This is a genomic window from Pseudomonadales bacterium (genome assembly GCA_013215025.1).
Taxonomy (GTDB): domain Bacteria; phylum Pseudomonadota; class Gammaproteobacteria; order Pseudomonadales; family DT-91; genus DT-91.
The window spans coordinates 1-21,664 of sequence record JABSRR010000041.1; the positions used below are offsets into that span (position 1 = coordinate 1).

Sequence of the window (21,664 nt, forward strand, 5' to 3'; positions counted from 1 at the left end):
TGACCAAACAAGAGCTTAATCATTATCGCTGGCATCGGCAGTACGCCAGGCCTTGAAAGCGCGCTGGCTAGCTGCTTGGCAAACTCCTGATTTTGCACAATACCTGGCGAGACACAATTAATAGGCCCTGCAAGCTGCTGATCTTCCAGACAGAAAGCAATAATCCGCACCATATCATTGATGTGGATCCACGGCATCCATTGCTTGCCGTCGCCGATTGGGCCGCCAAGCCCCAGTTTAAACGCAGGCAGCATATTGGCTAGTGCGCCGCCCTGATTGCTGAGAACTATGCCGGTGCGTAATATGCAGCAGCGAACTCCAAGGGCTTCAACCGCTGAGGCTTGTTGTTCCCAAGCCTGACATAAACGACTGGCAAAGCTGTTATCGCTACTGCCGTTCTCGTCAATGATCGCCTTTTCTCGACCGACGCCATAATAGCCTATTGCAGAGCCGCTGATGAGCAGTTTAGGTTTGTGCGCAGACTGTTGAATAAAGTCGACCAAAACTTGGGTTTGCTCAACTCGACTTTGCCAGATGGTATCGCGCTGTTTAGCAGTCCAGCGACGACTAGCAATCGGTTCGCCTGCTAGATTGATAATCACATCCGGTGCGCTAGCCTCATCAAGACTAAGAATATAGCGTAAGTTTTGGCTGGATAGCGCTGGTAGTTGTGTTTGACGGGTCAATACCTGAAGCTGCAGCTCTGGGTAGTGTTGTGCCAGATACTGCGTGAGGGCTGTACCGATCAGTCCAGTACCGCCTGTGATTAAAATAGTTTGCATAGCATGTCCAAAAAGGTTTTTAGCTATACGTACTGATCAAGCAATTAGATAGTGTAATTGATTAGTGCAATTCAATAGTGCCTAGGCTTCAGTATCGATCATGTTCAACTCTTTCATCTTGCGGGTCAGGGTATTGCGTCCCCAGCCCAGTAAGATGGCAGCATCGCGTTTGCGACCAAGCGTTTGCTTGAGAGCGGTTTCAATCATCACTCGCTCAAACATGGGTACTGCTTGATTCAATATCTCGCTATGCCCGAGTTTTAGCTCGGTTTCGGCCCAGTTGGCTAGCAATTCACACCAGTTGCCCTCTACCGCCTTGCTGTCACTCGATTTGCCGTCAAGCTGGCTTAACTCTGGTGGTAAATCGCCTAAATGCACCTCTCGACCCGATGCCATGACGGTAATCCAGCGGCAGATGTTTTCGAGCTGGCGCACGTTGCCGGGCCAGGGTAAGGTGCATATAAATTCATTTGCTGCTTTATCGAGAATCTTAGGTTCAACCTCTAGCTCTTTTGCGGCTTGGTTTAAGAAGTGCTGAGCCAGCTTAGGTATGTCTTCGCGTCGATCACAGAGTCGCGGCAGGTGAATGCGAATGACGTTTAAACGGTGGAATAAATCCTCACGAAAGCTGCGCTCTTCGACCAGTTTTTCAAGATCTTGGTGGGTTGCGGCAATAATTCGCACATCAACCTTAACAGGCGTATGACCGCCAACCCGATAAAACATGCCATCAGCCAATACGCGTAATAAACGTGTTTGGGTGTCTGCTGGCATGTCGCCAATTTCATCAAGAAATAAAGTGCCGCCGTTGGCTTGTTCGAAACGCCCTTTGCGCTGCGTATTGGCACCGGTAAAGGCACCTTTTTCGTGACCAAACAGTTCAGACTCCATCAGGTCTTTTGGGATGGCCGCCATATTGATCGCAATAAAGGGGTTTTCGGCACGTGGGCTATGGCGATGCAGCGCTTGCGCAACCAGCTCTTTACCAGTGCCCGATTCACCATTAATTAACACCGTTATATTGGAGTGCGAGAGCCGTCCTATGGCGCGAAACACCTCTTGCATGGCGGGTGCTTCACCAATAATCTCAGTGTGCTCTTCTTGAATATTGACCTCGCTCAGCTGACTTTCTTGCGCATGCTCGAGGGCGCGTTTAGTCACCTCTAACACTTCATCAATATCAAAAGGTTTCGGCAGATATTCAAATGCGCCACCTTGATACGAGGTGACCGCTGAATCAAGGTCAGAATGGGCGGTAGTAATAATTACCGGAAGGTCTGGATGCATTTCCTTAATCGTTGAGAGAAACTCAAAGCCATCCATGCCGGGCATACGAATATCGCTGATAATAACATCGGGTTTCACGTTATTTAATTGCAGGCTTGCCTTATCAGCATTGTCAAAGCTGGTGATGCTTAATCCAGCTTGCGCTAAAGCCTTTTCTAATACCCAGCGAATTGACTCGTCGTCATCAACTATCCATACAGTTTGTGTGCTCGACATAGGTACCTCTTATTGAATCGTCAGTGGTAAGAAAATGGAAAACACGGTCTTGCCGGCCTCACTTTCAAACTTGATTAAACCATTATGCTGGCTGGTAATGGTTTGTGATATAGAAAGCCCGAGTCCAGTGCCTTGGCTGCGGCCAGTGACCATAGGGAAGAAAAGTCGCTCTTGAAGCTCATACGGGATGCCAGGACCGTTGTCTTCAATATCTAGCTTCAGCACTAGGCGATGAAATGTTTGATCTATCGTAAACTGGCGCTGAATACGGGTTCTGAACGTGAGCTTCGGGTTGCAGGTGTCAGACTCTAATAAAGCCTGCATAGCGTTACGGGCTATATTCAGAATAGCCTGGATTAATTGCTCACGATCGGCTTCGATTTCAGGAATCGAAACGTCATAATCGAAACGAATATTCAGTTCTTTCTGTGTCTCCGCCAGCAGCAGCTTGCGCACGTGTTCAATAATCTCAATGATGTTGATCGGCTCGATATCTAATGCTTCTCTTGGCCCAAGCATTTGGTCAACTAAGTTGCGCAGGCGGTCTGCCTCTCGAATAATAATGGTGGTGTATTCGCGCTGACTAGGGTCGTTAAGTTCGCGCTCCAGTAACTGCGCTGAGCCTCGTAAGCCTCCAAGCGGGTTTTTCACCTCATGTGCCAGGCCCCGAATCAGCTGGCGCGAAACTTTTTCAGAAGACAGCAGCATCTTTTCTTGTGAAATCCGAATGGCGCGGTCTAGCGGCTGTATTTCCATTAAGCATAAGTCGTCAACGTCGCTAAGCGGCGTCACGGTATAGTCAACATTGATTTCCGTTGGGGTGGATAAATGTAATGTCGTTTGTCGTTTGGTGATTCTGGCATTATCGGCAAAGGCCTTGCTTAAGCCCTCAGGCACAATGCCATTTTCAGATAATAATTCAGTAACGTGCAGCCCTTCTAATCGTTTGGCGCTCAGCTGCATAAGATTTTCGGCTGAGGTGTTCATGTACTGGATATGCAGTTTGCGATTAAACAACATCACAGCAGTGTGCATATTGTCTAAAATGTGATGATATTTTGCGCTATTACTGATCATTAGAAATTTACAGCGTTACTAATTTGTTTATTCTGGTGCTATTAAAAGCAAATTATGAGCCAGATTTAAACACTTCAGTAAGCTATTGCGCTATAGGAGATCTTCAGCGCTGTTATGGTGCGATATAAAATTATAGATGATCAGTTTTGAATAGCGAGGCAAAAAATGCCTCATATCAGTGCAATAGCTTTGCTACTGTTGTTTCGATAGGGCTTTTAATGCCTGCTTTGCCGCATCAAGTCGCGCTTCAGCGTCAGCAACACGCTGCTTATATTGTGGGCTGTCGCGAGTAAAACCGCCGTTGCTGGTCTTGGTAAAGAGTTTGTCGCCCTCGCGATATATTTTTGCGCTGTCGAGTTCGCGCTGAGCCTGCTTAATTGCCTTTTTTGCCTCGGATTTCGATAAGCCTTCATTGCTCTCAGTAGGCCCTCGTCTGAGCTCTTCGCCATCTGGCTGCATCTGCCGTAACTGTTCTACATCAATGCTTTGCATCGTGTTGGTATTGGGCGGCTCAATGGTTTCAGATTGGCTAGAGCTGGGCATATCGCTGAAGCTTATATTGCCATCTTTGTCGACGGTTTTATAAATTTCTGCATGGCTCAACTGGCCAATGGTTAATGGTAAGGCTATCACGACAATCGCTAATAGGTTTCGCATAATCACTCCTTAATCTATTGCTAGAGTGTAGTGGAGTAGCAGGCATAAAAAAACCCGCTATTGCTAGCGGGTTTTGATTTTGTGATGTGTAGCTGAGGTTTAGCAGCTGTAGTACATATCAAATTCAACAGGATGCGTAGTTGAGTTAAGGCGTTCAACTTCTTCCATTTTAAGATCAATATAGCCATCAATCATGTCATCATCCATTACGCCGCCAGCTTTCAAGAAGTCGCGGTCTGCATCAAGTGCTTGAAGTGCTTGCTCAAGGCTTGAAGCAACCGTAGGGATCTGCGCCGCTTCTTCAGCTGGTAGGTCGTAAAGATCTTTATCTGCTGCCTCGCCCGGGTGAATTTTGTTTTGGATGCCGTCGATACCTGCCATTAACATCGCTGTGAATGCAAGGTATGGGTTAGCTGTTGGGTCACCAAAACGTACTTCAATACGGCTAGCTTTCGGGCTAGGAACGAATGGAATACGGATAGAAGCAGAACGGTTGCGTGCAGAGTAAGCTAGCATAACCGGTGCTTCAAAGCCTGGAACCAAACGCTTATAAGAGTTGGTTGACGCGTTAGCGAAGGCATTGACTGCACGTGCGTGCTTGATAATACCGCCGATGTAGTAAAGCGCGGTTTCACTTAGGCCAGCGTAAGCGTCGCCAGCGAACTGGTTAACGCCATCCTTAGAAATAGATTGGTGTACGTGCATACCAGAACCGTTATCGCCAACAATTGGCTTAGGCATGAAGGTCGCTGTTTTGCCATAAGCATGCGCAACATTGTGCACACAGTACTTAAGAATTTGAACTTCATCAGCTTTTTCTACTAAAGAGTTAGCGCCAACACCGATCTCACACTGACCTGCAGTACCTACCTCATGGTGATGTACTTCAATCACTAAGCCCATTGCTTCCATGGCGTTACACATAGCGCCACGAAGATCGTGTAGAGAGTCAACTGGCGGTACAGGGAAGTAACCACCTTTAACGCCTGGGCGGTGACCCATATTGCCGTCAGGGAATGACGCGTCTGTAGCCCAAGCAGCTTCTTCAGAGTTGATCTCATATGAAGCGCCAGACATCTCAACTTTCCATTTTACGTCGTCAAATACGAAAAACTCAGGCTCAGGACCGAATAATACAGAATCGCCAATGCCGGTAGATTTTAAGAATTCAACTGCGCGCTCACCGATAGAGCGTGGGTCACGGTTGTAACCTTCGCCAGTGATAGGGTCAACAATGCCGCAGCGAACAATCACAGTGACTTCGTCGGTAAATGGGTCAAGAATAGAGGCATTGTCATCTGGCATTAAGATCATGTCAGATTCGTTGATGTCTTTCCAACCTTCGATTGATGAGCCATCGAACATTTTACCGTCTTCGAAGAAGCCTTCATCAACTTCGCTTGATGGGATGGTTACGTGTTGCTCTTTACCACGTGGATCGGTAAAGCGTAGGTCAACCCACTTAGCTTCACTGTCTTGAATTAACTTCAGAGTGTTCTCTGACATTATATGCCTCCAGTTTAGTCATTATTACTTTTAGGCCGGCAAGCCTGAAAGTTTCCAAAAAATAGCCATGCGATTATAGCTTGATTTCAAGCTATGGCTAGACATCTAAAAGGTTAAGATGTCTGCCGCAATTGCTTCACAGTGAGGCTTTATGAAGCACGAAATATGCCAATGGCAATTATTTGCTAAGTATCTGAAAGTAGGTGTCGAAATTGAAACTTGCGACTTGGCAGTGAATGCAGTGCACCAATAAAATGCTTGGCACTATTATTGTGCGTTTTTGTGGTGCATTTTAAATTTTGGTGCCGGAAATGAGCACTTTTGGTTCATCACGCAAAGCAGCAAAATAAACTGTTATACTGATGACTTTTAGCAAGACAGAATATTCTCATGCAGTTTGTGATCAAACTTTTCCCTGAAATCACGATAAAGTCAAAGCCTGTGCGCAAGCAAATGATTCAGCGTCTGCAGAATAATCTTGCCAACTTGATGCGCTCGATTGACTCGCAGATACAAGTCAAAAAAGAATGGGACAAAATGGTGGTTAATGTTTTGACCCGCGATGCAGAGGTGATTGAGCGTGTCAAAAGCTGCTTGGCCAATACACCAGGGATTGCCTATTTTCTTGAGGTTGATATCACAGGCTTTGAGAGCTTAGATGATATTTGTCAGGCGGTTGCTGATTACTATTTGGATAAGCTTGATCACAAGACCTTTGTTGTGCGCTGTAAACGAGCTGGGGATCACCCCTGGAGCAGTCATGCGATCGAGCGAAGCGTGGGGGCTTATCTGAATCAACGCTGTGACAGCGCCAGTGTGAATTTGAAACAAGCTGATATCACCGTCAACCTAGAAGTCAGAGACAAAACCGTTTACGTGGTTAAGCAGCGTATTGAAGGTTTGGGTGGCTATCCAGTTGGCGAGCTTGAGCCAGTGTTATCCCTATTGTCTGGTGGCTTCGATTCGCCAGTCGCCTCATTCATGTGTATAAAGCGTGGCATGCCCACACATTTTGTGTTTTTTAATCTCGGCGGTCGTGATCATGAGCTTGGAGTAAAAGAGGTTGCTTACTATTTATGGTCTAAATATTCAGCATCGCGACGGGTGCAATTTATCAGTGTGCCATTTGAAGGCGTGGTAGCCGAGATACTAGACAATATAGACGATTCGCAAATGGGGGTGGTGCTAAAACGCATGATGTATCGTGCGGCCAATGCAGTCGCTGACAAAATGAATATCAAGGCACTGGTTACCGGCGAGGCGGTGGCTCAGGTGTCCAGTCAAACAATCAGTAATCTTGCAGTGATTGACCAAGTAACCGATAAGCTGGTGCTGCGGCCATTGATTAGCTCTGATAAAGAGGAAATTATTCAGCTTGCAAAGCAGATTGGCACAGACGAATTCGCGGCGGCCATGCCCGAATATTGTGGCGTTATTTCTGTTAAACCAACAACCAAAGCGCGGGATTACCGCATAGAACACCAAGAGAGTCGCTTTGATTTCGCTGTCTTGGATCAGGCGCTAGAACAGGCGCGTTATATCAATATTGATCAGATGGGGGATATTGAGCGTTCTGAGCATGTCGAAGAGTTTCAGTTTGTAGTGGCTGAGGCGGTGCTGATTGATATTCGCCATCCTGATGAAGTTCTGGCTAGGCCCTTACAATTAAAGTCTGGTAGCAGCTTAACAATTCCTTTTTATGCCTTGCATAAGCAAATAGCTGAGCTCGATAAGGCTGGCAAATACCTGCTTTATTGCGAGAAAGGCGTGATGAGTCACCTGCATGCGGCACATTTGCAAGATCAAGGCTTTAATGTGGCGGTATATAGACCAAAAAAATTGGCGCATTAATCATCGCATGGTTGAACTTTTTATGCCTTTGATACTCATATAGTTATAACGCTTGAGGAGGGTATCTTATGCAAAAGCAAGTCGTGAATCAGATTGAAAGAAGCCGAGACGGTAATTATATAGTTGTCGATGGCCGTGAATATGTTTGTGTGGAGCACATCGTGGCTACGCAAAATTGGCTGCAGAGTGAAAAATCTCGCGGCGCTGCAGGGCTTAATCCTTCGATGCCGGTAACTCAGCAAGCAAATGATGTCTGGGCTGCTTAATGGCAGCTTGAAGACAGTTTAATATGTAGTTTTTAAGAACTTTGCCGTGAATAGACTTATCTGAGTAAGTGATTATTTTAAGGTAAGTGATTACTCAAAGTAATTATATTGTCGACAATGATTACCAATATATCCAAGCCTAGCCCGCTAAAGCGGGCTTTTTTATGCGCTGTTCCATCATTGCATGGCGGCTTTATATCAGGGCTTTCGATTAATCGTCTTTGCCGTAAATATCTAGCGTAACGTATTCTTTGCGTTCATCAAAGGTTGAGGGTAGATCAGCGATGTCGGTATAAAACTGCTCATACCACTGCCTTAATTTATAAACGGGGCCATCGCCTGAGCACAATACTGGATTGTCGACTTGGGTTTTATGCTTCCAAATATCAACATCTTCAAAGAAAGCCTCAGTCGTGCCGTCTACATATTTTTGAACGATATAGTCGTTAATATCTTGTCCAAATTCTGGATATTTTTTAACAATCAAGCCAAAACGTAAATCGAAGTGCTCTTGATCTACCGGCACATGAGTGACGAGCAGGCGAGAGTGCTTAACCAGCCCGTTAGACTCATTTTCCATGACGGTGGTCATAATTGCAGGGCCATAATAGGTGGCTGTGCTGGTGAGGCTATCCGATGTTTCCATGGTCTCAGGGTCGCCTTCCATATATTGCACAAACATATGTTTATCAATAATGTTTTTAAAATATGCAGCAGGGGCACTATGCACTGGGCCAAAATGCGCCATGTCAGCCATATTATCAATCAACTCTCTGCCGTGCGAGGCTATGCGCATGGTGGTGAGATTCCATTCAGACCATTCATCCGAATAATACTCTTCCATGCGAGGTGGTTCTTGCCCGGGTATGGGTGGGTTGCCTTCATGGTCATACCACACATAAAACAAGCCATTCAGCTCAAGCACATCCCATGATTTAATTTTGGCCTTAGGCGGGATTTTTTCGGCGTAAGGAATATGATTGCAGACGCCGTCGCCACCCCAGCTCCAGTGGTGGAAGGGGCAAACGATATTGCCTTGTTCATCGCACTCACCTTTCGATAAATCCGCCCCCATATGGGGGCAATAGGCATCTAAAATTTTGATTTTAAAATCGGCTAGGCTGCGGTAAGCCACGAGTTTAGTGCCAAAGTATTCAAAGGTTTGTGGCTCTTCTGAGATATGTCGAGACAGGCCAAAGCAATACCAACCGCGGCCGTAACGATCAGCTTTTTTGGCTTCAATAGTGTGTAGCGGGATTGTAGAGTTCATGTTGACGCCATTGTTATTGTAAGTAAATTACATTTTAACAAAACTTTTTCCGTAGTATAAGCCTGTGCCTTGGCAAGCTAACCTTTGACGCTGAACAGAAATATAGATCATTTAAAAGATAGTGGCAGTTTGAGCTTGATTTAGTCGCGCGTGGCTGACAAGCTACTCCTAATAGCAAAATCATTACAAGGATGTTAAGAGTGCTAAGCTATATTCCAAAAATACTGTCAGTATTTAGATTTTTTTGTTTCTTTATAATATTGCTTGGGCAGCTGCTTAGTTGCCCTCTCCGTAATATCGCACAGCGAACTCAGGGCTCATATTATGAGTAACTGGGTTCGCTTGTCGCAGCAGGATATACAACTAAAAGCGTGCAGCAAAACACATAATGTAACGCAGTTACTAGAGCAGGGTAAGCTGCTGTCGTTAACCGAACAAGATTTTCCAATTTTTCATGATGAAAAAGTTCTGCTCAGTGATGCACTGATTGATAAAAAACGAAAAAATATCAGCTATTGCCCAGTATCAAATTCGGTAAAAGGTGCTGTTCAACACCAATCATTATTATTAAATATGATGCGTCGCTACGCGAATTTTAGTCGGCAATTAGTTGAGAGCTGCTGCCCAGACTATGTCGGCCATTTACGATTGGGGAAGGTGAGTTTTCGTCCTGTCGAAGCTTGTGCGCGCCAGACATCGATAACAAAAGACGATAGCCGCTTGCATATAGATGCTTTTCCATCCAACCCGGTAGCCGGTAAACGCATACTGAGAGTATTCACCAATATCAATCCGGAGCAAATACCCAGGCACTGGCGGCTGGGTGAATCGTTTGACAGGGTATTACAGCACCATCAAGCCAAGCTTAAATTGCCCAGTCAGTTAAACCTAGCGTTACTTGATAAACTGGGTATTACCAAAACTCGGCGCACGCTCTATGACGCTATCATGCTGCAGCTTCATGACAGCATGAAATTAGATCATGACTATCAGCAAAATGTTGAGTCTGAGTCACTTTCTTTACCAGCCGGCAGTACATGGTTGGTATTTACCGATCAGGTTTCTCATGCCGTGTCTGCTGGTCAGTATGTGTTAGAACAAACCATTTATCTGCCTGTCGAAGCAATGCAGTATCCGCAAAGTTCACCACTGCACCAGCTGCAGCAATTGTTTGGTCAGCCCCTGATTCATTGATAACTATTTCAACGAAGAGTTTTACTATCTGGCTAAACCTTGAGCATCAAGCTTGATATACTGTTTGCCAAGCCCCCGTAGCTCAGCTGGATAGAGCATTCGCCTCCTAAGCGAAGGGTCGGACGTTCGAATCGTCTCGGGGGCGCCATTCTAAACAAGATTTCACTGGCGCCGAGCTAATCAGTCTATACAATGCGCGCTTCGCAATGAGGTGTCGTATGATCGAGCAAATTTCTTCCCGTTTAATTGAGTATCGCAAGTTATTCTTTGCGCTATCTATTTTGAGTCTGTTTTTAGCCTTGGCGGGCTTTCAGAACTTTAAGTTTGATGGTAGTGCGCGCGGCTTTTTTAAAGAAGACTATGGCCCCTATATGGCGCTTGAGGCATTAGAGGAAAAATACGGCAAAGAGTCGCGTGCCTTTATTATGCTGGAAACTCAGCAGGCTGACGTGTTCAATCGCGCCGATTTAGCCTTGTTTGAGCAAATGACGCTAGACGCAGAATTATTGCCTTATATTGTCCGAGTTGAGTCAATTACCAACTTTTCGCATACCTACAGCGAAGACGATGATATGTATGTGGAAAACCTGGTCGAGCAAGCTGATAGCCTGTCTGATCAGCAGTTGGCAAAGATTAAGCAAGTAGCGCTGTCAGACATCAGCTTGGTGAATCGACTGGTGTCGCCAAATGGCAAGTATGTTGCCTTGAGCTTAGAATTTAATATTGGTAAAGAAAATCAGCAGGAAAAAGAGTTCGAGCTGGTTGAGCAAATTTATCAATGGGTTGATGAGCTGGAAAGCGCGAATCCTGACATCAATATCTATGTCACTGGCGATATTGTGTCTACCTACAACAATGCATGGATAGTGATACATGATGTGAGCATTATGATTCCATCAATGTTTGCGCTGATGTTTGTGGTGTTGGGTGTAATTATGCGCACGGTGGCAGGTGTGATGACAGCTGTATTGATTTCTTTTGTGGCGATGCTCACCGGCATGGGCTTAGGCGCCTGGTTTGGTATTACCTTCACCATGATGACCATGAACGCGGTGATGATTATTATCACGGTGACCATTGCGCACTGTATTCATATTCTAAACCATTTTTTCCACGCCTATCGCGAGCCGGCTGCATCCAAACAACAGGCCTTGCTTGAAAGCCTGCATATAAATTACATCCCAGTCACCTTAACCAGCTTAACAACAGCACTTGGTTTTTTAACGCTGAATACCAGCGATTTACCGCCCACCGCAGGCCTTGGCAATGTGTCTGCATTGGGTGTGTTAGCCAGCTGGACATTTTCATTAACCATGCTGCCAGCCTTGGTCATGTGGTTGCCGATTAAAAAGCCCGTTTATAGCGAAAGTAAGCTTGAGAATTTGATGCAATTTTTAGCCTCTTGGGTGATCAAACGCCGCAATATGTTATTGCTATCTACCATGATCTGCGCAATAGGTATGGGTTATGCAGCGGCACAAAATCAAATCAATGACCGCTTTAGTGATGCGATAAAAAAGCCGCATAAATTTCGCACCCACAATGAAAAAATCGATCAGCATTTCGGTGGTCTCTATAACTACCATTACGAGTTGCCAGCCAAAGGTGAAAACGGCATTACCGATATTGAGTACTTACAAAAGGTTGAGGCCTTTACTGAGTGGCTTCGCCAGCAGCCTGAGATAAAAGGGGTGTATTCCTTTGTTGATGTGATCAAGCGACTGAATAAAAGTATGCATGGCGATGACCCTGCCTATTACCGACTACCAGAGTCCTCTGAGTTGGCTGCACAGTATTTGTTACTGTATGAGCTTTCTCTACCGCCCGGCGTTGATTTAAATAATCAGGTGCTGTTGGATAAAAGTGCAACACGTGTTAGCACCACTACAGCGGCCGCAGACACCAACAAAATATTTGAGATGCAGCAGCGTGTAAATGACTGGCAAGCGGCTAACCTACCTGCCTATATGCGTAAGGAAGGTGCCTCAATGGCGGTAATGTGGTCAAAGCTTAGCTATGACAGTTTCGTAAAAACATTACAGGGCTCGTTTATTGCCTTGATTGCGATCTCATTCATTATGATTTTAGTGCTTAAATCTTTCCGTTATGGGTTTATCAGCTTAGTACCGAATGTGATTCCTGCAGTAATGGGTTTTGGCTTTTGGGCGCTGTATGATGGTGAGTTGACGATGGGGCTGACTTCGGTCGTGATTATTACCATGGGTATTGTCGTCGACGATACCGTACACTTTTTATCAAAATATAAATTTGCTAAGGATAATCTTCAGGCGAACACCGAACAGGCAATCCGCTACTCATTTAAATATGTGGGTACCGCTTTGTGGACAACAACCTTTGTGTTAGTGGCTGGCTTTTCATTGCTGGTTTTATCTAAAGCGGTTTCAAATGTGGAGCTGGGTATACTTACTTCTTCAATTATTTTTTCGGCGCTGTTGCTGGATTTCTTTTTATTGCCACCGTTATTGTTGCTGCTAGATAAGCATAAAAAAGCCAGCGTTTAGCTGGCTGGTTTTTTAAGCTTGTAAGCCGACCACAATAGAGGCGTTGTAGGCTTTCCATAAAAGAGGGATCACATACACCCGGGTATCCTTAGGTAAGTGTATTTGCTCGGGTTTACCTTGTACCACGATTGGAACCGAAATCATAAACTCAGCGCCAAACTGACTGCGCGCATTACCTGAGATGGTGTTAGCTACTTCACCAATCAAGTCGAATAAGTTTTCGTGTGTGGTTTGAGTTTCACCGATGCTCAGCAGTAAATGGTTAAGCAAAGCCTTGGGTGCAGACACATAAACGCAGCCCTGATAGGGCCCAGTTATACTGATAATGCCGGTGTAGTCAAAGGCCTGGCTTTCTTCAAGTGCTGCAAGATAAGGCGCGCCAACTTCCACACCATCGGTTTTATGTTGCGTGAAGTAGTTTTTTGCACCATCAATAAATACTTGAATGTCTTGTTCTTTCATGACACTGGCTCCGATACTTTTGCAAGCGCGTCAATCAGCTCATCATCATTGAAGGGTTTGCATAAAAAACCTCTTGCACCTTTGGTGATGGCGCTAAGGCCGGTCGCTTTGTCGGATAAGGCTGAAACCACTAAAATATTTGCATTCGGGTTTATTGCCATAATTTGGTCAATACAGTCTAAGCCATCCATTTCTGGCATGGTGAGATCCATTGTGACCACGTCCGGTTGATGCTGCTTAAACATCGCAACAGCTTGTTCGCCATTTTCTGCAGTAGCAACAACATTAAAGGTGCTGTTAGTTTGTGCACGTGTGATTTTACGACGAATAATATTTGAGTCATCAACAATCATTAAATTATGCATTTAAGACTCCTTAGGCGACCAATCGCTGAGCGTGAGCGATGGGTAGGGTGATAGTGAAGCGGGTAAACTGATTTTTACGGCTAGCGATGGTTAATTTACCGCCAGCTTGATTAATCCGTTGTTTAATAATATCCATACCCATGCCGCGACCGGCATCGACGGACACTTCTTTAGCGGTTGAAAAACCGGGCGAGAACATTAATCCAGCCAGCTGTCGCTTATTCAAATGCTCTATTTGTTCAGCAGTATACAGCGATTGTTCGACAGCCTTTTGTTTGATTTTCTCATAGTCGATACCGGCTCCGTCATCTTCGAAAGTCAGCTCTAAATGATTGCCTAACTGTATCAGTCGACAATCAATGCGGGCTGTCGCAGGCTTTTCACTATCGTGTCTGGCTTGCTGGNTCTCAATGCCGTGGCATATAGCATTGCGCAGCAGCTGGATGCTGATGTCGTGAATTAAATCAAACTGCTCAGTCGACACCTCTACTTCATCAAAACCAACGCACGCAAAATTGGCCTGCTTGCCATGACGTTCACAAAGGCTATGAAACAGCTTTTGTAATGCGGATTGACTGCTATGGGTACTGCGCTCATGGCTTTGTGACGTTTGCTCGCTAGCAATTGATTTGAGTTTTGCATTAAGTTCGATAATCGACTGACTATAGTTTATCAACTCATCTAATTTAACGGTTAAAGATAGAAAGTCGTTACCGTCAAGATCAATTTTGTTAATAAGGCGCGACAGTTCATCTTCAAACTGATGTGCGAGATAGGCAAAGCTCTCTAGCTCCAGCGCTGATGCTTCACCTTTAAAATTATGGATTTCAGCAAAAATTTCCTGCGCCTTGATACGTAAAGAGGTTTGCGTTTTACTCGGGTTCTTCAATGTCTCATTGATCGATGAAAAGGTTGATAGCGACTCATTTAAAAAGCGTGTTAGTAAATCTTGGTTGGTATGAATAATACCTAATAACATCTCTAGTTGCGCTTCACCTTCCTGCTTCGCTTGATCAAGTTGCTGAGCAAGAAGTACCGTATCGGTCATATCTTTTACACTCACCAGAATATGCTTAATGCCGCTGTTATCATCGACACGGGTAAAATCAAACGAAAGATATTTAGATATAAATTGTCCATTTTGCTGTTTGATATTAATTTTAATCTCATTCAGCGGGTTCAAGTCTTTGATTAAGTCGGCATGCACCCGAGGGTTGAACAAAGAGTCAATATATTCTTGCGCAATCAGTAGGTCTTTTGCAGAGACAAGGTTGGCCAGTACCTCGCGGAATGACTGCCCGGCTAAATTGTCTTCGCCTAACATTGAGGCGAGTTCTTTCGAATGTTGGCTGCTGAGCATTTGCTCCTTATCCAATAAGAATAAGCCTTCATTAACCGTGTCGAGGATTTCTTGAGTTTCGCCACGAGCCTGATCAATAACTGCATCGGATTCACTCAGCTGGCGCATAAAGTGCATCATGATAAAGAAGAAGTTGATCACGGCCAGACTGATACCAATAATTTGAATTGTTCGCAGACGTTCGGCTTTCGCACTAGCCACCGATTCAAGATTTTGCGTTACCGTTGCTAGCGATGCTATTAATGCCTCACTGTTGTTCTGTCCGTAGGCAATCGCCTCACTTAAGGTTGCAACATTAATGTATTCATCGACCTGCTCATTCAATAAACGCGATAGAATCGTGTTATAGGGCAGCCATAATTGCTCGGCTTTATTGATCGCGTCACCGCCAACGCCGGATTCAATTTTAGGCAATGTTATCTGCTGTTGCTCATTGCTAATGATGTCACTGCCTTGTTTAAACGCTTCTAAAGTATTAGCAAATTGCTGTTGTGTTTCAGCTAGCTCTTTTGATTGGCTTAGCATCGTGTCTTTCAAAAGGTACAAGTTTGCATGCTGCATTGAGTACAGATTGGTCAACATACGTTGCGTTAACATTCCTTGCTTGGCAGCGACATTGACCACTTTTGCATCATCAGCAATCTGAAACGATATATAAAAATTTAGCATCAAGACCGACGCATCCAATAATATGAATAGTGCGACGGAGGCAATGATGCCTTTGTATTTGGCAAAATTGAGTCTAGCCATAATATAAAACCTCACTTAAATAATTGACTCATTGGTCAGCTTTATCTATGCAAAAAACTGACCAACTAGTTATATTTTGATCAAATGCGTCTTTTTATCGCTTTTGTGGCTGTTATCTGTAATGAGGCCGAATTGCTTGCACCATAGACAAACAGTGGTGTTATCGACTGAACCAAGATGAAGCTTTGGCAAGCTGGAAATGGATGATAAAAGATCAAGATAAAGAAAAGGTAAAAGAAATAAGCAGGCTGAAAAATTCGACTATCGCAAATATGGTGTAAAAACGGAGTATTACGAGTTGCGATTAGCGAGTTGCAAAAAAGCTAGAAGCAGTAAAAATGTAGAGCATCAATCGCTCATCAATAAGGCTGTTAGGTGATGTAGTAAAGATCACTATGGCCCAGCTTAATGCTGAGCGATAGTGATACGCTTTTACCAAGCAATGGAGGTAATTAAAGTAAAACCGCTAGTGTTTGTGGCCCTCAAATTCATCAAAGTCTGCTTTACGAATCATCGCGTGGATGCCCTTGGTTTTATCCACTACTTGTGACACTTCAAATGTGGTTGCGGCAGATAGGTAGGCTAGCGCTATGTGTTCATCAATGCCATAGTGCTGATTTANAAAGCGAATAGCTTCGCGGGTTGATTTTTTCATCGCCTCATCAAGGTCTGGATCTAAGCCTAGGGCTAGCCAAAACTCATCGGTCTCACCCAGCGGTTGATGAACCGTTTTCCCAGGAGCTTGCCCACTTTTTAATAGCGTCAGTTTAAAGGTTGCGCGTAAAGAGCCTTCCAGTGCGGTTAATGCCACCTCACCATCGCCCTGAGAAAAGTGTCCGTCGCCGGTATAAAACAGCGCGCCGTCAACTTGTACGGGAAGATATACCGTTGCACCCTCGCCAAGGTCATTTACGTCGATATTACCGCCAGTGAAAGTTGGCGGTACTGAATGCACAGGCTCACTGGTATTCTGCGCAACACCCATAACTCCCATAAATGGGCTGATCGGAAAGCGAATGGACTTACCGTCGCCATTTTTGATTACCGCGTGATAGCCGTTATCGCTAGCTTCTATCGGCGTGAATACAGAAATATTGTGGTAACGCTCAGGATGTTCAGCACTGGCATTAGCTTCACGCGGTATTTTTGGATACTCGCCTGCTAGCGCACCTTTGCCATGGCGATTAGAGATAACGCCATAGGGAACGCGTGGACTTAACTTCAATACCTCAACTTTTAAAATATCGCCAGCTTTAGCGCCTTCAATAGCAACTGGGCCGGTAACAACATGTGGTCCGTCTTTATCAAAGTCATGCGCCATGTCCGAGCTGGCAAGCTCGGCCGCATCAGTCAAAACCTGCTGTTGCGCTACACCATGCTGGTGAAAATAAGCGGTCGGGTTGCGACCTTGATCTTCCAGAATGCCCTCATGCGAAATAGTGTCAAAGGTAATGATGGTGCCTGAGTTAACCGTCAAAACCGGCTTGCTGTCACGATTGGGTAAATAGCCCCAGGTGACGGTTTTGGGTGTTGAAGGAATATAAAATTGGCCTAATGTGGCATCGTTAATTTCGGTTACGCTCGAATGCATTGGCTGCAGTACCGTAAATGTATTATTGACTGAGCTGTCTGATATCGCGGCCGTGCTGCTTAGGCAAAGGCAAGCCGTTAGTAAAAATGGAAAACGTTGTCGCATGGGTACCTCGCGGTAAAAGTTTGAAAATGAACAGATGATGTTTAATTAAAAACAATGCACATACTGGGCCAAAAGCTGTCTATTTGGTCAATAAATGTATATGAGCGTTTTGTGGTTAGAAGTTGGCGGCAATATTTTGCTTTTTTAAGGTAAAAAAAAGCCCAGCATAGCTGGGCAAAAATACCTGGAGGAAACGGTTTAGAAGTTAACGTGAGCCATTAACTGAACAGCAGTCTGGTCGGCACCGTCTACGCCGAATTTGTTCTGCCAGTAATCAACTTCAACGCCGACGTAGTATTTGTTGGTTTCGCCAAAGAAGTTACCCACGTCAAGCTTAAGCTGTGGCTGTGTGTGGAAAGTTGCTTCAACATCGCCAAAGTCATTTTCGGTTTCAGTTGTGGCATCCAAAAATCCATCAAAGCTAAATGCTGCACCGCCGATATTAAATGGAAGACCCCATGCTACAGTGATTTGAGCATTGTCGTCTTGCGCGTCGTTTGAGCGGTAATAGATATTAGTATCTAAAAAGATGAAACCAGGCGCGTTCCAGCGAACACCAACACCACCAAGATAGTTTACAAAGCCTTCAAAGCCAGAAGGGTTACCGTTTTCAAGCTGAGTCACCAAGTAAACATCTTTAATCACTGCGTCTGAAAAACCTTTACCGCCGGTTAAGCTGATGTCGGCGCCAAGCTCTAAATAAGTCTCATCTAGGCCGTCGTCTTCATCTTCACCGCGCACGATGTCAACGAATGAGAAGCTTTTACCCCAGCTGTAAGCACCAGCATGTTCAAACGTGATGACTGAGCCATCAGCTTCTTCATCTGAAAATGGGTTCAAATATTCTGAGCCAGCCAAGTAAGTTAAGCTAGTGTTCGTCCAAAAAGTTTCAGCCTGTGCAGCTGATGCTGAGGCGATAAGTGCAGTAGCAATCGCAGTTTTCTTAAGTAACGTCATGGTCTATACCTTAAGTTGGTTAAAAAATAATGGGTCAATCCCCATCTGTAGAGGTTTATATATTGACTTGCGAACTTATAAAGCAAAAAGCTGGCCAACTAGACAATTATTTAAAAAATAAACCAAATGGTCAATTATTTGCGTATTTAATGAAAAAGCCTTGCTGTAATGTCCTTTAAGGCGCACTAATTTAGATCAGCTGTGGTTAAAATCAGTGCAATTTAGGGATATTGGCAATACCTGACTTGCTGGTTAAGCTTGCGCTGTTATGATTTAGGCTTACGGCATACGCTTTGCTATAAATTAGCAGCGAGTTGGCCACTGTGCCGATAAGCTATTCTAAACCGGCGCTTGTAGGGCTAAACAGTCAAGCAGCAGACGGTTATTTTTTTACCGATAATAAGCAGTAAGACATGAAAATTGACAATGTGAAGGCTAGCATCGAAGCCAATAAAAAATATAAAACGGGTAAAATTCGCGAGCAGAACTACCAAGTGATTCTCGATGCCGCAGAACTGATTTTCGCCCAAAATGGCTATAAAGGTGCCAGCATGATGGCGATCGCCGATATTGCTGGTTTGCCAAAGGCGAATATCCATTATTACTTTAAAAACAAATCCACCTTATATGCTGCAGTGCTTGAGCGCATTATTGCCGAGTGGAATAGCGGCCTTGATGAGATAAGCCCAGACGATGATCCGGCCGTTGTGTTGGCAACTTATATATATGACAAGGTGCGACTGGCCTGTGAGAAGCCACTGCCGTCAAAATTATTTGCCAGTGAAATTATATCCGGCGCGCCTTATCTGGCCGACTATATTAAAAATGATATGCGTGCTTGGTTAGCCAGTAAGGTGGCGGTGTTTAATGCTTGGATGCAGGCCGGCAAAATGCGCCAACTGGATGCTGAGCATTTGATTTTTATGATTTGGGCTACGACTCAGCATTACGCCGATTTTGAAACCCAGGTATTGTTAATTAGGAACCGTGTTGAGTACACCCAAGACGATATTGAACATATCGCCAGTTTTGTCTGCAATATGTTATTGAACGGATGTGGATTATCGTTGCCAAACTTAGAGCAAATTCCTTCTTTGGTTGAGGCTTAAATCTATGGCAATTTCAACACCCGACTTATTTGATGCGCACCGAAGCAGCGTGCAGGTTGCACATCAAGGTTTTCAACAATACGGCGCAATTCGGCAGTTTCACGGGCAGGCTGCCACAGCGCTGTGTCCGATGGATAATTCAATGGCGGTTGCGGCTGTCGAGGAACCCGGTGAGTCGAGAGTGCTGGTGATTGATGCGGGTAATAATCCAGATTATGCATTTCTTGGCGATATTATGGCTGAAAAAGCGATTCGTAATGGCTGGGCTGGGATAGTGGTGAATGGCTGTGTGCGCGACATTGAAATCTTACGAGATATGCCGATAGCGGTGATGGCCTTGGGCGTTATCCCGCGCAGCACAGTTAAGAAAGGTATTGGCCTGAGAGATGTTGCAGTCGCATGCCATGGATTAACCGTCCATCCCGGTGATTATTTATACGCTGATGAAAACGGCCTGCTATTAAGTAAGCAGCCGCTGATGTAAACCGCCCTCAGCGTTAAAGCCAAAAAGCTCCCAACTGATATGGTAGAAAACTGCTTGATGCCAGCATAAATACTGGCATTTGCTGAAAAATCGCGCAATAATAGTTGACCAAACGGGCAGGATTTCAGTTTGCCCGATGTTTTATGTTTGATAAAAGTAATGATAGGTAGTTACTGTGAGTGTTAATCATCCCTCGGGCATTTTTTGCGAGCATGGCCCCAGACTGTTGCAATGGTCTGAGCAGGGGCTACTTGCAGATAAGCGTTTAGCAGTAAAAGACCTATTTGCGTTAAAAGGCTACCGCAATGCGGCAGGCAATCCTGATTGGTATGCAAGCCACAGTGAAGCGACACAAACGGCGGTCAGTTTGGCGCGTTGCCTCAATGCAGGGGCGATATTTAATGGCTTCACTATTACCGATGAATTGGCCTATGCGCTACAGGGCGCAAATATGCATTATGGTTGTGCTGATAATCCTAAAGCCCCTGGCCATGTTTGCGGCGGCTCATCGATGGGCAGCGCAGCCGCAGTGGCGGCCAACTTAGCCGATATTGCCTTAGGCACTGACACCGGCGGTTCGGTGCGTGTGCCAGCCAGTTATTGTGGCATTTATGGTATTCGTCCCAGCCATAATGCAGTCAGCACTGAGGGGTTGGTGGCGCTAGCGCCACCGTTTGATACCGTGGGTTGGTTTGCCAATAATGCTGATGACTTAGCCTTGATGGGTGAGGTGTTACTGCCTAAGCAAAACTCTATTGCCGCAAGGTCGGTGATTATTTGTGAAGATATTTTGGCGCTGGCCGAACCTGACATCGCTGATGCGATTCGCGCGGCTGCGCCAGCTGTGGCTGAGCAGCTATCGCTGCCATTGCAGCATCGCCGTTTAGCGGCAGCAGAAGTGCAATTATTAAATGAATTAAATACGGTTTTTAGCGTCTTACAAGGGCGAGCCTGTGCTGAGCAACACGGCGTCTGGATTGAGCGCAATAAACCCAGCTTTGAAGCAGCGATTGCTGAACGATTTGCCAAGGCGATGACATTATCTGAGGCTGAGGTATTAACAGCCAGTCAAAAGCAGCTCAGCTGGCAGCAAATATTTAAGCGTTTGATCGCTGAAGACGACATATTAATTTTACCCAGTAGCGTAAGCACGGCGCCAAAACCGGATCAATCGCAATCCGAATTGCGTCAGCGTTTATTAAGCCTCACCGCGATTGCTGGGCTTACTGGTTCGGTACAAATCCATGTGCCGAGCTTTACGATAACCGAACAAGGTATGGATAAACCCAGTGGCTATTCATTATTACGCCACAGTGGTCACGATCAAGCCTTATTAGCGAGTATCAGAGAGATTATATAAGCATGGCAAATAATCATTTTATGGAAGCGTTTAATGCCCCTCCAAGACTATTAATGGGGCCTGGACCTATCAATGCCGACCCGCGTGTATTACGCGCTATGTCGGATCAATTGATTGGTCAATACGACCCGGTCATGACAGGTTTTATGAATGAGACCATGGCGCGTTTCCGTCAGGTGTTTAAAACTCAAAACCAGTGGACGTTCTTAATTGATGGCACCTCGCGTGCCGGTATAGAAGCGGTTTTGCTATCGGCTTTGCGTCCTGGTGATAAAGTGTTAGTGCCGATTATGGGTCGCTTTGGTCATTTGCTGACTGAAATCGCTGAGCGCGCGCAAGCCGAGGTGCATACGATTTCGGTAGAATGGGGGCAGGTGTTTAAACCTGAGCAAATTGAAGATGCTATCAAAAAAGTGCAGCCAAAAATGCTGGCGATGGTGCAGGGTGATACCTCAACCACAATGAATCAACCGCTAGAGCATATTGGCGAAAT

The 21,664-nt window shown here is 45.2% G+C and carries 19 protein-coding genes and 1 tRNA gene; 9 read left to right on the forward strand and 11 right to left on the reverse strand.

The window, feature by feature from the left end:
* The 5 genes from HRU21_04760 to glnA all read right to left on the reverse strand — a co-directional run.
* Nucleotides 1–782, reverse strand: a 782-nt coding sequence (locus HRU21_04760) for a TIGR01777 family protein (GenBank protein NRA41604.1), incomplete at its 3' end; no start/stop codon positions are given.
* Nucleotides 783–863: 81 nt separating this feature from the next.
* Nucleotides 864–2,285: a nitrogen regulation protein NR(I) gene (gene glnG, locus HRU21_04765; GenBank protein NRA41605.1), complete on the reverse strand. Its 1,422-nt coding sequence runs from the start codon at nt 2,283–2,285 to the stop codon at nt 864–866.
* A gap of 9 nt (nt 2,286–2,294) precedes the next feature.
* Entirely contained in the window at nt 2,295–3,362 is a 1,068-nt protein-coding gene (locus HRU21_04770) for a PAS domain-containing protein (GenBank protein NRA41606.1), read from the reverse strand.
* Between the two features lie 192 nt (nt 3,363–3,554).
* On the reverse strand, nt 3,555–4,019 hold the full coding sequence (locus HRU21_04775) for a DUF4124 domain-containing protein (GenBank protein ID NRA41607.1): 465 nt from the start codon (nt 4,017–4,019) through the stop codon (nt 3,555–3,557).
* 99 nt (nt 4,020–4,118) lie between these two features.
* Entirely contained in the window at nt 4,119–5,525 is a 1,407-nt protein-coding gene (gene glnA / locus HRU21_04780; protein ID NRA41608.1) for a glutamate--ammonia ligase, read from the reverse strand.
* A 390-nt stretch (nt 5,526–5,915) separates the two neighbouring features.
* Between glnA and thiI the strand changes: the two genes are divergently transcribed.
* Together thiI and HRU21_04790 are read left to right on the forward strand one after the other, a co-directional pair.
* On the forward strand, nt 5,916–7,376 hold the full coding sequence (thiI, locus tag HRU21_04785) for a tRNA 4-thiouridine(8) synthase ThiI (protein ID NRA41609.1): 1,461 nt from the start codon (nt 5,916–5,918) through the stop codon (nt 7,374–7,376).
* Between the two features lie 68 nt (nt 7,377–7,444).
* Nucleotides 7,445–7,642: a hypothetical protein gene (locus tag HRU21_04790; GenBank protein NRA41610.1), complete on the forward strand. Its 198-nt coding sequence runs from the start codon at nt 7,445–7,447 to the stop codon at nt 7,640–7,642.
* A 211-nt stretch (nt 7,643–7,853) separates the two neighbouring features.
* On the opposite strand, the gene HRU21_04795 is transcribed toward HRU21_04790, so the two are convergent.
* Nucleotides 7,854–8,912, reverse strand: a complete 1,059-nt coding sequence (locus HRU21_04795; protein NRA41611.1) for a Rieske 2Fe-2S domain-containing protein — start codon at nt 8,910–8,912, stop codon at nt 7,854–7,856.
* Nucleotides 8,913–9,236: 324 nt separating this feature from the next.
* Here HRU21_04795 and HRU21_04800 point away from each other — a divergent pair, with 324 nt between their 5' ends.
* The 3 genes from HRU21_04800 (at nt 9,237) to HRU21_04810 (ending at nt 12,628) form a co-directional block, all read left to right on the forward strand.
* The gene (locus HRU21_04800; protein ID NRA41612.1) at nt 9,237–10,106 is read left to right on the forward strand and encodes a Kdo hydroxylase family protein; all 870 of its coding nucleotides are present in this window, start codon (nt 9,237–9,239) and stop codon (nt 10,104–10,106) included.
* A gap of 71 nt (nt 10,107–10,177) precedes the next feature.
* A tRNA-Arg gene (locus HRU21_04805) sits at nt 10,178–10,254 on the forward strand.
* A 70-nt stretch (nt 10,255–10,324) separates the two neighbouring features.
* Nucleotides 10,325–12,628, forward strand: a complete 2,304-nt coding sequence (locus HRU21_04810) for an MMPL family transporter (protein NRA41613.1) — start codon at nt 10,325–10,327, stop codon at nt 12,626–12,628.
* Between the two features lie 12 nt (nt 12,629–12,640).
* On the opposite strand, the gene HRU21_04815 is transcribed toward HRU21_04810, so the two are convergent.
* From HRU21_04815 to HRU21_04835, 5 genes are all read right to left on the reverse strand, one after another.
* Nucleotides 12,641–13,090, reverse strand: coding sequence for a chemotaxis protein CheX (locus HRU21_04815; GenBank protein ID NRA41614.1), 450 nt, complete (start codon nt 13,088–13,090; stop codon nt 12,641–12,643).
* Nucleotides 13,087–13,455: a response regulator gene (locus HRU21_04820; GenBank protein ID NRA41615.1), complete on the reverse strand. Its 369-nt coding sequence runs from the start codon at nt 13,453–13,455 to the stop codon at nt 13,087–13,089. Before HRU21_04820 ends, HRU21_04815 begins: the two co-directional genes overlap by 4 nt.
* 10 nt (nt 13,456–13,465) lie before the next feature.
* Entirely contained in the window at nt 13,466–15,565 is a 2,100-nt protein-coding gene (locus HRU21_04825) for a type IV pili methyl-accepting chemotaxis transducer N-terminal domain-containing protein (protein NRA41616.1), read from the reverse strand.
* A gap of 466 nt (nt 15,566–16,031) precedes the next feature.
* On the reverse strand, nt 16,032–17,261 hold the full coding sequence (locus HRU21_04830) for an acetamidase/formamidase family protein (GenBank protein ID NRA41617.1): 1,230 nt from the start codon (nt 17,259–17,261) through the stop codon (nt 16,032–16,034).
* A gap of 198 nt (nt 17,262–17,459) precedes the next feature.
* On the reverse strand, nt 17,460–18,218 hold the full coding sequence (locus HRU21_04835; GenBank protein ID NRA41618.1) for a hypothetical protein: 759 nt from the start codon (nt 18,216–18,218) through the stop codon (nt 17,460–17,462).
* Between the two features lie 428 nt (nt 18,219–18,646).
* Here HRU21_04835 and HRU21_04840 point away from each other — a divergent pair, with 428 nt between their 5' ends.
* The 4 genes from HRU21_04840 to HRU21_04855 form a co-directional block, all read left to right on the forward strand.
* Nucleotides 18,647–19,327 (forward strand): TetR family transcriptional regulator C-terminal domain-containing protein, encoded by a 681-nt coding sequence (locus HRU21_04840; GenBank protein ID NRA41619.1) that lies wholly within the window; start codon nt 18,647–18,649, stop codon nt 19,325–19,327.
* Nucleotides 19,328–19,331: 4 nt separating this feature from the next.
* Nucleotides 19,332–19,811, forward strand: a complete 480-nt coding sequence (gene rraA / locus HRU21_04845) for a ribonuclease E activity regulator RraA (protein ID NRA41620.1) — start codon at nt 19,332–19,334, stop codon at nt 19,809–19,811.
* A gap of 175 nt (nt 19,812–19,986) precedes the next feature.
* On the forward strand, nt 19,987–21,171 hold the full coding sequence (locus tag HRU21_04850) for an amidase (GenBank protein ID NRA41621.1): 1,185 nt from the start codon (nt 19,987–19,989) through the stop codon (nt 21,169–21,171).
* 2 nt (nt 21,172–21,173) lie between these two features.
* The coding region (locus tag HRU21_04855; GenBank protein ID NRA41622.1) for an alanine--glyoxylate aminotransferase family protein at nt 21,174–21,664 on the forward strand (491 nt) is incomplete at its 3' end.